A 14,419-nucleotide genomic window follows, 5' to 3' on the forward strand; every position below is an offset into this window, starting at 1 on the left:
CGGACTGTCGTTCCCTATTGATCGATAATTGACTCACAGGGAAGCGATCCGCGTCGAAGGGCGGTAGAATCGCTTCCACTTTCAGTTATCCACAAGTGGCCGACCTTTGCTTATCGAGTCCCGTCGCCGCGCCTATCTGACCGCCATGCAGGTGGTCAACTGGCTGCCGCGTACCGAATTGCCGTTCGCCGCCCCGTCGCGGCCCGAGCTGTTGGAAACGCCCGAGCCCGAGTACGTCGCGCCGGTCGTGACGGCGCCTGTGGCCAAGACGGTCGCCGAGCCGCCAGCGCCAGCCTCCGAGCGGCCCAAGATCGAAGTGCCGCGTCCGAGCCTGGCCTCGACCCGCACCAATGCCAAACCGGTGGAAGAGGTGGTCGAGGCACCGCCCAAGGCCCCCTATGTCGCCCCGCCGCGTTTCGCCCTGCAACTGCTGCGGGCCGGGCGTTGCCTGCTGTTGGTGGAGTTGCCCACGGGCGAGCCGTTTCAAAGCCGCGATCCGGCCTACCTGCTGCTCAAGGACATGCTGCGCGCCGCCGGTCTGCCGGACAGCCCGCAGATCATTGGCGAACCGGTGCGTTGGCCGCTGTTGTCGCGAGGCACCATGGACCAGGGGCCCGAAGCTGCGCGGGATTTCGTCCAGGGCTTCGTTTCGGCGCGGCTCGAAGACGAGCCCTGCGTGTGCCTGTGGCTGATCGGCCTGCCGGCGGTGAAGTTTGCCGGCGAGGCGGATGCCGAGGCGTTCAATCGCGAATTGCAGGTCGAAGGCCTGGGCTCGGCCTGGGCGTTGCCCGGGCTGGAATTGTTAATGGAAACGCCACAGCGCAAGGCTGATGTCTGGCAAGCCATGCGCCGGCTGATGGCGCGCTGGAAAGAATCGAATGAGTGACGCTGTATCGTTCCGCCCGATGACCGAGGCGGACCTCGACGCTGTACTGAAAATCGAATACGCGGCCTACAGCCACCCCTGGACCCGCGGGATATTTCTCGACGGGCTGGGCAAGTACCAGATCTGGCTGATGTTCGAAGGCCAGCAGCAAGTCGGCCATGGGGTGGTGCAGATCATCCTGGACGAGGCGCACCTGCTCAACATCACCGTCAAGCCGGAAAACCAGGGCCGTGGCCTGGGCTTGCGCCTGCTGGAACACCTGATGTCGATCGCCTACAAGGCCGAGGCCCGGGAATGTTTCCTGGAAGTGCGCGACAGCAACCGCACGGCGTTCCGGCTGTATGAGCGCTATGGCTTCAACGAAGTGGGTCGGCGCCGGGATTACTACCCGGCGGTGGGTGGGCGCGAGGATGCGGTGGTCATGGCGTGTACCTTGGTGGACTGAACGGCCACGACCCCTTGTGGGAGCGGGCTTGCTCGCGATGGCTTCGGCACATCCGACATTGATGCAAGCTGATTCACCGCCATCGCGAGCAAGCTCGCTCCCACAGGGGCTCGGCGGTGTACATCAAATTTGCGATCAAACCCAAAATCCATGTGGGAGCGAGCCTGCTCGCGAAGACGGCGGCACATTCGACATTAATGCAAGCTGACCCACCGCTATCGCGAGCGGGCTCGCTCCCACAGGGCTGGTCAACGCTTGCCATCCAACGGATCGATATCGGCCATTTCCGCTTCGTCCAGCCCATCGCCTCCGCCAATATCATTTTCATTCACGACGCTCAGGTCCCAATCCGCCTGCTCGTCGTCGCCGGCCTCGGAGGCGTCCCGGGCGCCGTCTTCGCGGATGAGGGTTTCCGGGCTCATGTCGTCATCGGTGGATTGATGGTCATCCGTCGAGGCGCCGGTCATGCCCGCTTCACGCACGCGCTCACGCGGCATCAATTGCTCGCGTTCGTCATTGGGCAGTTCGTCGCCGATTTTCGCGCTGGGCTGTTCGTCGTCGAACTCCAACTCATGCATCGAGCCCATGCGATCCTCGTTGTCGTCGATGGGTTCCGGCTGCGTCGCATCGAAGGGGCGTCGTGAATCATTCATGGCAATTCCTCATACTGTGGGCCTTACTGGTGTCGACCGGCAGCGCAGCCAGGAATTCCAATGCATCACCGACGTGACCCCGACCGGCGGTCGTCTGTCACAGTTGCGCACTCTCTATCGAGGCTAGACAGCATGAACGAATTACAAGATCTGATTGATAACAACGCGCGTTGGGCCGATGCGATCAAGCAGGAGGATCCTGACTTTTTCGCCAAGCTGGCTCGTCAGCAAACCCCGGAGTACCTGTGGATCGGCTGTTCCGATGCGCGGGTGCCGGCCAACGAGATCGTCGGCATGCTGCCGGGTGATCTGTTCGTGCACCGCAACGTGGCCAACGTGGTGCTGCACACCGACCTCAACTGCCTGTCGGTGATCCAGTACGCCGTGGACGTGCTCAAGGTCAAACACATCCTGGTCACTGGCCACTATGGCTGTGGTGGTGTGCGTGCCTCGATGCAGAACCAGCAACTGGGCCTGATCGACGGCTGGCTGCGCTCGATTCGCGACCTGTATTACGAGCATCGCGAGGCGTTGGGCCAGTTGCCGACCGAAGAGGAGCGTGTGGATCGCCTGTGCGAACTCAACGTGATCCAGCAGGTCGCCAACGTCGGCCATACCAGCATCGTGCAGAACGCCTGGCACCGTGGGCAGAAACTGTCGATTCATGGCTGCATCTACGGGATCAAGGACGGACGCTGGAAGAGCCTGGACACCACGATCAGCGGTTTCGAGCAATTGCCGCCGCAGTATCGGCTGCGTCCGGTTGGCGCGCCCTGACTGAGGCTCGTCAGTCGCGGTGACATTGACGACGCCAGTGCCGTAGAAATGTCATTCCCTGCTCATTGGGCGGTTCGTCGTAGCCGGTAATCCAGCCATGACAGTTGTACGAACCACAGCGGCAGGCGAACTGCCGGTACAGTTTCTGTTCGGTACTGGCGTAGTCCATCGTCAGGCAGTCACCTTCATCGATACGGGCCAGTGACCATAACCACAGTTCGCTCATGTCGAGGAACACGTTCGGGTTGCAGGAGTGCAGCAGCAATCCGGCGAAGCGTGGGTCATACATGTGCACGTTCGGCAGGATTTGCAACGTGTCCCGGCGCCGTCGACTCACCAGCAACCCCGACACCCTGCACATCCTCGTCATGGGCGCGAAGGGCTTGCGGGCGATGATGCCGTGGCCGCGCCCGTCGGTCGTCTGATGCACTTCAAAGTCGCGCACAGAAGGGTAGCCCAGGCGGGTGCTGAGTTGTTTTTCCGGGTAGATGCAATCCCGGCGCTGTGAACAGGCGCTATCGCGGATGAACAGGCTCATGACAGTCCTTGTCGGTGATAGACACTCGACTTGTTGGCGCTGGCGATCCTGCCGGCGGTTCGTTGAAAGAAACTTTTGATAGCTTCGCCCAAGTCGGGGGCAGGATCTACTGTCGACTCTGACAGGAGCCAAAGGCGCTTTCCCGTGTCAGCGCAGGCTTACGCGGGAAAGCGCCCCGAGGTTTACACCGCCTCGGCAGGCAGCGGCATGGGCACCTTCAATTGTGGAAGTTGCGACTTGATCGCCGGTGTTTCGCATTTCTTCGCCGCGTCTGCCTCGCTCAGTTTACGCACCGAGGTGTAGAACAATTCGCAGGTCTTTTCCTTGTCCGTGACCTGCCAGGTCTGCGTGCACTGGTTCAGCAGGGTGCTTGGATCGGTGCCCGGCTTGCTGCCCATGCCGGCCTGCCAGCAGGCGGCACTCAAGTCCTGGCCCATGACTTTCAAGCCGGCGGCATCCGCCTTGGCTTCGTCGCCGTCGTAGTTTTCCTTGTCAGCGGCGTACCAGATATAGCTCGGGTGGTTGGAACCCAGGACCGGCACCTTGACCCCCGCCGTCGGCGTGATGGTTGCCAGGCCGAGCACGCCTATGGTCTGGCCGTACTGGGTCTTGATCCAGTTCCGAACGGGCGCTCCGAAGGCCACCATCGGCAATGCGGCGCCGCTGGCGGTTTGGGTAACCTCTTTGACCATGGTGGTCTGGTAATCGTTGAAGTAGCTGTAGAGCCCCTCCAAGGTGCTGCCAGCATTGGACGGCGCAGCGATGGGCGCAATGTCGATGATGGTCTGGTAAGCGGGTGTGTTTGGCGCGGCGATGCCGTTGACGGTGAGCAGCGTGGCCCAGCGGTCGGTGGTGGCCGATTCCAAGTAATCCTGCGCCTGGGTCAGGGAGTAATCCGGCGGGAAGTGCAGCAACTCGACGCTCTTACGGTTCTCCAGGGCCATGCCCAGCGGCAGGAACAGGTACCAGTTGTAGGACCATTTCTTGTCGTTGTTGAGTTTGGTTGCGCCGTTGTACGCCAGGTCCCCAGCGTCGAGTAGGGCCTTCAGCGGTTGGCCATAGCTTTTCGGCACGCCGCTGATGTTGGCGTAGACGGTGCCGTTGTCGCTTTTGACGCTGACCTTGGCCGCGTCGTAGCCGTCGCGCTGGACACTTTGCGTCAGGTAATGCTCGACGGTCTGTTCCAGTGTCCAGTCGCGAAAACAAATGACGTTGCAGTTGTTGGGATAAGCGAAGAGACGGGTGACGCGTTCGGTGCTGCCAAGGTTTACGTCGATGTCGGCGGCGTGGGCGGCGGCGCTCAGGGTGAGGGCGGCAAGAGGAAGTACGGCGAGTTTGAACATGCTCAGATCCTTTTCAGCGTGGGGGCCCCAGGAAAACAGGGGTGTATCCATACTGAAACAGACCGAGCCGAAGAAGAAGTGGGCCGATGGAAATATCGGCCCTGTTTTAAGGCTTTATGGCATCACTGGCGGCAAATACGTCAATGTCGTCCCGAGCGCCCACAGCAGCGCCAGTACCAACGGCGTGTGCACCAGCAACTGCACGAAGGAAAACCCGATCAAGTCCCTGGCCTTCAGCCCCAACACCCCCAGCAACGGCAGCATGTAGAACGGGTTGATGAGGTTCGGCAGCGCTTCGGCGGCGTTATAGATCTGCACCGCCCAACCGAGGTGATAGTTCAGGTCGTTAGCCACTTGCATGACGTAGGGCGCCTCGATGATCCACTTGCCGCCACCGGAAGGAATGAAAAAGCCCAGCACCGCCGAATAGACGCCCATCAGCAACGCGTACGTGTCATGGGAGGCGATCTGGACGAAAAAGGTCGAGATGTGGTGAGCCAGGGTCTGGGCGTCGCTGCCTTTGATCGTGGTCAGCAGCGCGGCGATCGAGCCGTACAACGGAAACTGGATCAACACGCCCGTGGTGGTCGGCACCGCGCGGGCCACGGCGTCGAGAAAGCTGCGCGGCCGCCAGTGCAGCAAGGCCCCGAGCATGATGAACAGGAAGTTATAGGTGTTGAGCCCGGAAATGGCGCTGATCGCAGGCTTGGTCGAAAATTCATGGAACAGCCAGCCGGCGGCCAATAGCACCAGGGCGATGGTCAGCAGCGGGCTGTGCTCCAGCCATTCTCCCGGGCGGGTACGGGGCTGCAATGCCGGCATGCTGAAACTCGGATCGATTCCACACGCGGCGGCATCACGGGCGCTATTGGGGCCGGGAGCGGTGGCGTAGGCGACAATCAGCGAGATCACGATCAGCGCCAGCAGCATCACGCCGGACTGCCAGAGAAAAATGGTCTGGGTGAAAGGAATGACGCCGGTAATCGACAGGATCGAGGGGGGCAGGCTGGCCGGGTTGGCCTGTAATTGCGCCGCCGACGAAGACAACCCCAGGGCCCATACCGCGCCGAGGCCCAGGTAGGCGGCGGCGCCGGCGGCGCGGTAATCCATCTTCAGGTCGGTGCGCCGAGCGAGGGCGCGCACCAGCAAACCGCCAAATACCAGCGACAGGCCCCAATTGAGCAACGACGCGACCATGGAAATCAGGGCCACCCACGCCACCGCAGAGCGACCGTTGGTCGGAATGCGCGCCAGGCGATCGATCAATTTGACGGCCGGCGGCGAGCTGGCGACCACGTAACCGCCAATCACCACGAAGGCCATTTGCATGGTGAACGGGATCAGGCTCCAGAAGCCGTCGCCGAACGCCATGGCCGCTGCCGTGGGCGTGGCGCCGATGAATTGCGTCGCCACGGCGACCACCAGCACCGCCAGCGCGGCGAAGACCCAGGAGTCGGGAAACCAGCGCTCGGCGAAACTGGAACAGCGCAAGGCGAAGCGGGCGGAACGGCTGTCTTCGATGTCAGTGGTCACGGCAATTACCTCGTTTTTATGATTATGAATATTCAAGGCTGCTTCAAAAGCCAGGCGCAACAGTAGAACAATCCAGTGACCGTGGGAGGCTGATCGGGTTCGGCGGGCGACGGTATATTTTCAGTACCGGCTCGCGGCGCTCTTTAGAAAAAAAACGCTGGGCCGATGGCAAGGGAACAGCCTATTCAATTCTTCTGCTGTCGGAGCTGCCCATGTTCAACAACCGCCTGAAGCAGGAGCTACTGGCTCTTCGCCAAGAACTGTCCAGCCTTGTGCAAGTCAAGGAAAGCCTGGATCGCGAAATGCTTGGCCTCACCCTGGATGCCGACGGACGGATTCAATCGGTCAATCAGAATTTCCTCGACGAGATGCGCTACAAGAGCCAGGACCTGATCGGCCGGGCTGTGGATGAGCTGGTGCCTGCGTACTTGAAATCCAATGAGTTCCAGGTTCGCTTCAAGTCGGCGCTCACCCGTGGCGAACACTTTTCCGGTGCCGTGCGCCTGCTGCGGGGCAATGGCCAGGAAGCCTGGCTGCGTTCAATCCTCCAGCCCGTACGGAATGCTGACGGGCGGGTCCGCTATTTTTCGATGTACTCCAATGACCTGACCCGCACCATCGAAGCGTCCCGGGAACATGAAAACCTCATCGGCGCGTTGGTGCGTTCAACGGCAGTGATCGAGTTCGATCTGGGCGGGCACGTACTGACGGCCAATGATCGCTTCCTCAACGCCATGGGTTACAGCCTCGCGCAGATCAAGGGCAAGCACCACCGCACGTTTTGTGAGCCTGAGGAATACAACAGCGCGGGCTATCAGCATTTCTGGAAACGCTTGAACAGCGGGGAATTCGTGGCCGGGCGCTTCAAGCGTCTCGACAGCAGCGGTCGTGAAGTATGGTTGGAGGCGTCCTATAACCCGGTGCTCGATGCCAACGATCGACTGTATAAAGTCGTGAAGTTCGCCACCAACATCACCGACCAGGTCAACCAGGAAAAAGCCGTCGCCGAGGCGGCCAATATTGCGTACAGCACCTCGCTGCAGACCGACAACAGCGCCCAGCGCGGCACGACGGTGGTGACCCAGGCCGTGGACGTGATGCGCGACCTGGCCCGGCACATGCAAACCGCCGGTCAAGGCATCGAGGCGTTGAATGAGCAATCCCTGGTGATCGGCACCATCGTCAAGACCATCAGCGGCATCGCCGAACAGACCAACCTGCTGGCGCTCAACGCCGCGATCGAAGCGGCCCGGGCCGGCGAGCAAGGCCGGGGCTTTGCGGTGGTGGCCGATGAGGTGCGCCAATTGGCATCGCGCACCAGCCAGGCCACCGATGAAATCGTCGGCGTGGTTCGCCAGAACCAGGACATGGCCCGCAACGCCGTAGCACTCATGACCGACGGCCAGCACCAGGCCGAACACGGACTGGCCTTGGCCGCCGAGGCGGGGACGGTGATCGTTGAGATCCAGGATGGGGCGAAAAAAGTGGTCGATGCGGTGAGCCAGTTCGCTAATCAGCTATCGACTTGAGAAAACGGCTGAGCGAGCCGCCGCTATCGCGAGCAGGCTCGCTCCCACAGGATTTTCTGGTGCTCACAGACTGATCATTCCAGCCAAACACTCACCCTGTGGCGAGGGAGCTTGCTCCCGCTCGGCGGCGCAGCCGTCGTAAAACGGTTGACGCGGTCTGCCTGAACGATCTTGGTGATCCAATGGGGGCTGCTTCGCAGCCCAGCGGGAGCAAGCTCCCTCGCCACAGTATTCAACTCCCTAAGCTGCCTCAACTTGATCGACGAGTACTCAATCCCCCAGCGCTGCGCCTTCCCGTCGCGGATCCGCACCGCCGGCCAGTGAGGTTTTCCCCTGAGCATCACGCACCCGGACAATAGCCTGGGTGCCGCTGTTCATATCGATTTCGCTCACCGTGTGGCCCTTGTCTTTCAGCGCCTGGACCAGCGTCGGGCTGAACTGTCCTTTCTCCAGTTCGGTGGGGCCATTGCGGCTGCCGAAGTTGGGGAGGTTGATGGCGGTTTGCGGATCCAGGTTCCAATCCAGCAGGCCGATCACTGACTTGGCGACGTATTCGATGATTTGCGAGCCGCCGGGGGAGCCGACAGCGGCCAGCAGTCTACCCTGATGGTCGAAGACCAGTGTCGGCGCCATGGATGAACGTGGGCGTTTGCCGGGTTCGACGCGGTTGGCGACTTTTTGCCCGTTTTCTTCAGGGATGAACGAGAAGTCAGTCATCTGGTTGTTGAGCATGAAACCCTGGACCATCAGGTGCGAGCCGAACGCCGACTCCACCGTCGTGGTCATGGACACCGCACCACCCTGGTCATCCACCGCCACCACTTGCGAGGTGGAAATACGCAACGGTGAACGGTCCGGGGCGTAGGCTACCTGGATGCCCGGTGGTGTGCCGGGCTTGGCGACACCCATGCTACGAGGGCCGATCAGGCTGGCTCGGCTGGCCAGGTAACCTTGATTTACCAGTCCGTTGAGTGGCACGGCTACAAAATTCGGGTCGGCGATGTATTGGGCGCGGTCGGCGTAGGCCAGGCGCTCGGCTTCGGCGATCAGGTGCACCGCTTCGGGAGAGGGTTCAATGCCGGCGGGTTTATCGGTCTTGAGGGGTTTCAAGGGGGCGAGGGCGGCATTGCTGTCGCGCTGTTCCAGGGCCTGCAACGTCCCGAGGATCTGTGCCACGGCAACCCCGCCCGAAGACGGTGGAGGCATGCCGCAGATTTGCCAGCGCTTGTAGTCGGTGCACAACGCGGGCCGCTCCCGTGCGGTGTAGCCCTGGAGGTCGTTCAGCGAAAGGCTGCCGGGGTTGGCGTGACCCTGCACCTTGGCGACGATCTCCTCGGCAACCGGCCCTTTGTACAACGCATCGGGACCTTCGTTGGCGATGCGCTTGAGCACCCCTGCCAAGGCCGGATTTTTCAGGATGGTGCCAACTGCCTTCGGACTGCCATCGGCATTGAGAAAGTATGCCGCCATGTCCGGCGAGCCCGGCAAAGACGGGTCGGTCGCGATCAATGAATGCAGCCTGGGCGAAATCGCGAAGCCTTGTTCGGCCAACGCAATGGCCGGTTCGAACAACGTCGCCCATTGCAGGCGCCCGTGTTTACGGTGGGCCAGTTCCAGCCCACGCAACACCCCGGGAGTGCCAACGGAGCGGCCACCAATTTGGGCGGCGGTAAACGGCATGGGTTTGCCGTCGGCTTGCAGGAAAAGTCTTTCGGTGGCGCCGGCCGGTGCCGTTTCGCGACCGTCGTAAGTGCGCACGGCCTTGCCATCCCACAGCACAATGAACGCGCCGCCGCCAATGCCCGACGATTGCGGCTCCACCAGGGTCAGCACCGCTTGCATCGCAATCGCCGCGTCGATGGCCGAGCCGCCGCGCCGCAACATCTCCCGCCCGGCCTCGGCCGCCAGCGGGTTGGCCGCGGCCGCCATGTGCTTGTCGGCGTAACGCGTCTGTACGTCGGTGCGGTAGCCGGACGTGATTTCCGGCGGGGCGGGCAATGCTGGTGTGGCGGTGGAGGAGGGCGGGGCCTTGCAGGCGCCAAGCGTGAACGCGACAGCCAGCAACGAAACGGCTGACAGGCGATGAAGGTTCGGTTTCAGATCTGTGAGCACGTGTCGCTCCATCCGTGGGCTTGGGATATAGGATCGACTGTAGCGATGCGAGGCGTGTGGCGCAAATCGACACGGGACTGAGCAAAGCCCAGTCTGTCCCTGATCGCAGGGGCATAAACAATTCTGAGAGAGCGGTTATTTTTTCAAGGCATAAAAAAACGGCTTATCTTTCGATAAGCCGTTTTTAGTACTTGGTGGCTACACAGGGACTTGAACCCCGGACCCCAGCATTATGAATGCTATGCTCTAACCAACTGAGCTATGTAGCCAAGTGGCGCGCATTATTCGCCGGTAACGAAGATGTGTCAAGCGTAAATCTGAAATATTTCTCTGCGCTTTCAACCGCTTAACAATCCTCGCTGCAAATCCCCGTCAGCCGAGCTGAAATCTCCCTGTGTTGGCACTCAAGGCCTGGCTTCCCTGGCTCAAGGTATCGGCCGCCACGTTCACGGCCCGTGCGCCTTCGAGCAAGCGCATGGCCGCCTGGTCGACCTGTTGGATGTTGCCGCTGACTTCATCGGCGGTGCTGGCTTGTTCATCCACGGCGGTGGCGATTTGCGCCAGGGTGTCGGTGACGCTTTGCACGGCGCTGGCAATTTCGCCCAGTCGCTCGCCGAGGCCAGTGACGGCTTGGGCGTCGGTCTGGGCTTGGCCGCAGGCGGCTTCCATCAGGCTGACGGCTTCGTTGACCGTGGCGCGCAGGCTGTCGACGGTGCCGGCAATTTGTTGCGTGGAGGACTGGGTGCGTTGCGACAGGCTGCGCACTTCATCGGCGACCACCGCGAAACCGCGGCCTTGTTCGCCGGCGCGAGCCGCTTCGATAGCGGCATTGAGGGCCAGGAGATTGGTCTGCTCGGCGACGCCACGAATGGTATCGACCACCAGTTGGATCTGTTGCCCCTGTTCGCTGACCCGCCCCAGTGCGGCGGCGGTTTCGTTGAGCCGTTGGTTGAGCTGCTGGATACTCGCCGTGGTGCGCTGGCTGTCGCGGCTGCTGTCGGCGGCGATGCGCCGGGTTTGCTGGGCGCTGTCGGAAGCTTGTTCACAGCTCTTTGCCACGCCTTGGGAGGTGGCGGCCAGTTGCGTCGCGGCGGCGGCGATCTGGCTGATCTGTATTTGCTGGGCCTCGACTTCTCCCAGGGCGCCGCTGGAGTGTGTATTGAGGGTGCGCACGGCGTTGCTCAACTGCAACGTCTCGTGATCCACCCCCAGCAGGCTGTTGCGCAACTGCACCACGGCGACGTTGAGGGCGGTGCTGATGGCCGCCAGTTCATCGCGCCCTTGCACCGGTACTTGCAAGCTGAGATTGCCGTCGCGCAGGGCCTCGGCCAGTAAGGTGATACCGCTGGCGCTGCGCCGGATCGACGCTTGCAGGCAGACAAAAAGATACAGCGCGGCCAGCAGCAGGCAGCCGAGGATCGTCGCGACCAGGATGAACTGGCGAATCGCCGAGCCGTAGTAGTGGTCCAGTCGCGTATCCAGCGCCACCAGCGATTGTTGCCGCAGGGTCGCCAGGTCGGCGAGGAGGGCATCCATGTGTTTTTCGAAGTCTTCCGGCTTCAGATTGATGGCGCCGCCGAACACGCCGTCATCCAGGACTTTGAGGCCGGCGTCCAAGTGCTTGAGGCTGCCTTGGAATTGTCCTGCCCAGGTCTGCAGGTCGCTGGGCAGGCGGGTTTCCAGCAATGTTCCGGTCTTGACCAGTTGATCCCGGGCGTCGCCGATACGGCTGCGCAGGTCCCGCAGTTGCAGGCGGCTCTGCAAGGTGAATTGGCCCGACACCACGGAGGCCTGGCCGACGCTGGCCAGACGGCCGACCCGTTCGATCAGGTCCGGCGTCTGCTGGGTGGAAATCTGAGTCAACAGATAAGTCTCCAGCCAGGAGGCGAGGGTCAGGCGGTTATCCATGACCATTTGTTCGCGCAACGCTTGCAGGGCGCTGAGCGCTGCGGTGAAGCGGTCATAGCCATCCGGCCACCAACCCACGCTGCCCAGGCTTTTCGAATCCAGGCCGTTGAGGCTGGTTTGCAGGGTTTGATAACGGGCGAGGGTGTCGGCTTCGGCCCCTGCGGTTTGCAGGGTATTGGCCAGGTCACTGGCGGCCTGGTTGAGGGCCGGTTGCACTGCATCGTACGCCGCCATGGCGGCCAGCGTCGCGGGTGTCGGCTGCCGATTGGTCTCGGTGGCACGCCAGCGGGCGGCGCGGTTGCGCTGGGCGGTGAGCAGGTTGTCGAGGTTATCCAGGGCCAACAACTGGCGCACCCCGGCGCGTTCCCCGGAAATCAGGCTGAGTTTGTCGCGATAATCCTGGCCGATGAGCCACAGGCTGCCCATGAGCGGCAGGATAAATAGCAGGAACAGCAATTGGAATTTGCGGGCGAAGCCGAAACGCCCCAACAACCTGATTCCCGGTGATAGAAAAGCCTGCATGCCCATACTCCCCTGAACACCCCTGCACTGTTTTTGTGCGTTTCTACACAGTGCTAAAACGGGTGCCCTTTTAAAAGGCTTCGAAAGTTTGTCCAAATCGGCTCGGTAGGCCAGCTCTGTAGCGAAACTTCCCATTCTCGGTCCCCTTTGTAAGGAGCCGCGTTGTAGCTCATTAACAAGGCAAGATTCAGACCATGGCGTTGGGCTATCACCTTGGAATTCGACAATTTTTCAAGGTCGATAGCAAGCTAAGGGGATAGCCTTGTCGCACCGAAAAATGGCACATTGACGCACCTGCCCGTGTGCACCCTCTGTCGTATGGAAACCCCATGGCTATCAGCAATACCCAGGCCGACACCTCGGCCGTTGCCGCTCCGGCGCAAAGCAGCCCGTTGGTCATGCGCATCATCGGCGCCGTGGCGCTGGCGCACTTGATCAATGACTTGATCCAGGCGGTGCTGCCGTCGATCTATCCAATGCTCAAGGACAGCTATGGCCTGACCTTCACCCAAGTTGGCTTGATCACGCTGACGTTCCAGTTGACCGCATCTTTGTTGCAGCCATGGGTCGGCTATCACACCGACCGGCACCCCAAGCCGTGGCTGTTGCCGGCCGGGACGGTGTGCACGCTGATCGGCATTGTGATGATGTCCATGGTCGGCAGTTTTGCCCTGATCCTGTTGGCGGCTGCGTTGATCGGCATTGGTTCGTCGACCTTCCACCCGGAAGCGTCGCGGGTGGCGCGACTGGCCTCGGGTGGCCGCTACGGGCTGGCGCAATCGACGTTCCAGGTGGGCGGTAATGCCGGCTCCGCCTTCGGCCCGCTGCTGGCGGCGGCGATCATCATTCCCTACGGGCAGGGCAATGTGGCCTGGTTCGGGCTGTTCGCCCTGTTTGCGTTGTACGTGCTGTACCGCATCAGCCGCTGGTACGCCAACCACCTGAACCTGTTCAAGCTCAAGCAAGGCCAGGCGGCCACTCATGGGTTGTCCAAGGGCCGAGTCTTGAGTGCCCTGGTGGTGCTGGGGCTGCTGGTGTTTTCCAAGTACTTCTATATGGCCAGTTTTACCAGCTACTTCACGTTCTACCTGATCGAGAAGTTTGACCTGTCGGTGGCCTCTTCGCAGTTGCACCTGTTCCTGTTTCTCGGCGCGGTGGCGGCGGGGACCTTTTTTGGCGGGCCGATTGGCGACAGGATCGGGCGCAAGGCGGTGATCTGGTTCTCCATCCTCGGCGTGGCACCGTTCACGCTGATCCTGCCTCACGTAGACCTGCTGTGGACCAGCATCCTCAGCATGGTCATCGGTTTCGTCCTGGCCTCGGCGTTCTCGGCCATCGTCGTGTACGCCCAGGAACTGGTGCCGGGCAACGTCGGGATGATCGCCGGCGTGTTCTTCGGGCTGATGTTTGGTTTCGGTGGGATTGGCGCCGCGTTGCTGGGGCACCTGGCGGACATCCGTGGCATCGAGTATGTGTACTGGCTGTGCTCGTTCCTGCCGTTGCTCGGGGTGTTGGCGATTTTCTTGCCGAGGACCCGGAAGGCTTGAGTGTTTGCGAACAACGAAAAACCATTGTGGGAGCGAGCTTGCTCGCGAAGGCGTCGGTATCTCCAGCATCATTTCAAACTGACCCAACACCGTAGCCCTGCATTCAAATCCAGTGATACGCCATAGCCTGGCTTTTTGTTATTCTCGCCGCCTTCTTTCATGGACGAATACCGGGACAAGCCATGGCTAACGACACCCCGTCACGCATCGGGACCCTACTGCTGGGCCTGCTTTTTTCTCTGATTGGCGTTGGCTTGTTGGGCATTGCCGTCAACCTCACCCTTGATCGACGCGACTTTCTCGCCCAGGCACAGACCGCCGATGGCATCGTCAGCCATTTGAATGCTGGTGGTTCGCATCCTGAAATCGCCTTCACCACCGTCAGCGGCGAAAAAATTTCCTATCCCCAGGGCGGTTTTATCTTCGGTTACCAGAAAGACCAACCGGTGCGCGTGCACTACTTGCCCGAGCAGCCGGCTGGCAGCGCCATCGTCGATTCCCCGTCAGCACTGTGGGGGACCTCCGGGGTGCTGGGGTTCATCGGTTTGGTGTTCACCCTTGTCGGCCTGCTAAAAGCTTTCCGTCAACGCGGCCGCGGTGCGGTTCATTCACATAAAGGACTTTGA

Annotated in this window: 12 protein-coding genes, 1 tRNA gene and 2 pseudogenes; 8 read left to right on the top strand and 7 right to left on the bottom strand. The window is 61.4% G+C overall.

Features of this window, described 5'->3' with window-relative positions; translation table 11 throughout:
* The first annotated feature begins 106 nt into the window (after window positions 1-106).
* Entirely contained in the window at window positions 107-886 is a 780-nt protein-coding gene (locus HU715_RS17115) for an energy transducer TonB (protein WP_186704990.1), read from the top strand.
* Entirely contained in the window at window positions 879-1,331 is a 453-nt protein-coding gene (rimI, locus tag HU715_RS17120) for a ribosomal protein S18-alanine N-acetyltransferase (protein ID WP_047229376.1), read from the top strand. The genes HU715_RS17115 and rimI overlap by 8 nt, the downstream gene beginning before the upstream one ends.
* A gap of 248 nt (window positions 1,332-1,579) precedes the next feature.
* Here rimI and HU715_RS17125 read toward each other — a convergent pair whose 3' ends face one another.
* Window positions 1,580-1,984: a serine kinase/phosphatase gene (locus tag HU715_RS17125; protein WP_186704991.1), complete on the bottom strand. Its 405-nt coding sequence runs from the start codon at window positions 1,982-1,984 to the stop codon at window positions 1,580-1,582.
* Between HU715_RS17125 and HU715_RS27470 the strand changes: the two genes are divergently transcribed.
* Both HU715_RS27470 and can read left to right on the top strand, forming a co-directional pair.
* The gene (locus HU715_RS27470) at window positions 1,983-2,111 is read left to right on the top strand and encodes a hypothetical protein (protein ID WP_264083867.1); all 129 of its coding nucleotides are present in this window, start codon (window positions 1,983-1,985) and stop codon (window positions 2,109-2,111) included. The genes HU715_RS17125 and HU715_RS27470 overlap by 2 nt on opposite strands.
* Window positions 2,112-2,116: 5 nt before the next feature.
* Window positions 2,117-2,761: a carbonate dehydratase gene (gene can, locus HU715_RS17130; RefSeq protein WP_186704992.1), complete on the top strand. Its 645-nt coding sequence runs from the start codon at window positions 2,117-2,119 to the stop codon at window positions 2,759-2,761.
* A 10-nt stretch (window positions 2,762-2,771) separates the two neighbouring features.
* Here can and HU715_RS17135 read toward each other — a convergent pair whose 3' ends face one another.
* The 3 genes from HU715_RS17135 to HU715_RS17145 all read right to left on the bottom strand — a co-directional run bounded on the left by HU715_RS17135 (window position 2,772) and on the right by HU715_RS17145 (window position 6,175).
* On the bottom strand, window positions 2,772-3,299 hold the full coding sequence (locus HU715_RS17135) for an SET domain-containing protein (RefSeq protein ID WP_186704993.1): 528 nt from the start codon (window positions 3,297-3,299) through the stop codon (window positions 2,772-2,774).
* A gap of 182 nt (window positions 3,300-3,481) precedes the next feature.
* Complete coding sequence (locus tag HU715_RS17140; RefSeq protein WP_186704994.1) at window positions 3,482-4,642, bottom strand: hypothetical protein; 1,161 nt, start codon at window positions 4,640-4,642, stop codon at window positions 3,482-3,484.
* Between the two features lie 114 nt (window positions 4,643-4,756).
* A complete protein-coding gene (locus tag HU715_RS17145; RefSeq protein ID WP_186704995.1) occupies window positions 4,757-6,175 on the bottom strand; it encodes a short-chain fatty acid transporter in 1,419 nt (472 codons plus the stop codon).
* A 302-nt stretch (window positions 6,176-6,477) separates the two neighbouring features.
* On the opposite strand from HU715_RS17145, the pseudogene HU715_RS27700 reads away from it, so the two are divergent.
* Both HU715_RS27700 and HU715_RS27705 read left to right on the top strand, forming a co-directional pair.
* A pseudogene (locus HU715_RS27700) lies at window positions 6,478-7,164 on the top strand (PAS domain-containing protein); the annotation flags it as partial.
* Window positions 7,165-7,272: 108 nt separating this feature from the next.
* Window positions 7,273-7,704, top strand: a pseudogene (locus HU715_RS27705) (methyl-accepting chemotaxis protein); the annotation flags it as partial.
* Between the two features lie 270 nt (window positions 7,705-7,974).
* Here HU715_RS27705 and ggt read toward each other — a convergent pair.
* The 3 genes from ggt to HU715_RS17165 all read right to left on the bottom strand — a co-directional run bounded on the left by ggt (window position 7,975) and on the right by HU715_RS17165 (window position 12,246).
* On the bottom strand, window positions 7,975-9,816 hold the full coding sequence (gene ggt / locus HU715_RS17155) for a gamma-glutamyltransferase (RefSeq protein WP_367617214.1): 1,842 nt from the start codon (window positions 9,814-9,816) through the stop codon (window positions 7,975-7,977).
* A gap of 192 nt (window positions 9,817-10,008) precedes the next feature.
* A tRNA-Met gene (locus HU715_RS17160) sits at window positions 10,009-10,085 on the bottom strand.
* Window positions 10,086-10,188: 103 nt separating this feature from the next.
* On the bottom strand, window positions 10,189-12,246 hold the full coding sequence (locus HU715_RS17165) for a methyl-accepting chemotaxis protein (protein ID WP_186704998.1): 2,058 nt from the start codon (window positions 12,244-12,246) through the stop codon (window positions 10,189-10,191).
* 329 nt (window positions 12,247-12,575) lie between these two features.
* Between HU715_RS17165 and HU715_RS17170 the strand changes: the two genes are divergently transcribed.
* Together HU715_RS17170 and HU715_RS17175 are read left to right on the top strand one after the other, a co-directional pair.
* Window positions 12,576-13,793, top strand: a complete 1,218-nt coding sequence (locus HU715_RS17170; protein WP_186704999.1) for an MFS transporter — start codon at window positions 12,576-12,578, stop codon at window positions 13,791-13,793.
* Between the two features lie 182 nt (window positions 13,794-13,975).
* Window positions 13,976-14,419, top strand: coding sequence for a DUF3592 domain-containing protein (locus HU715_RS17175; protein ID WP_186705000.1), 444 nt, complete (start codon window positions 13,976-13,978; stop codon window positions 14,417-14,419).

This window comes from Pseudomonas zanjanensis (genome assembly GCF_014268745.2).
Lineage (GTDB): Bacteria > Pseudomonadota > Gammaproteobacteria > Pseudomonadales > Pseudomonadaceae > Aquipseudomonas > Aquipseudomonas zanjanensis.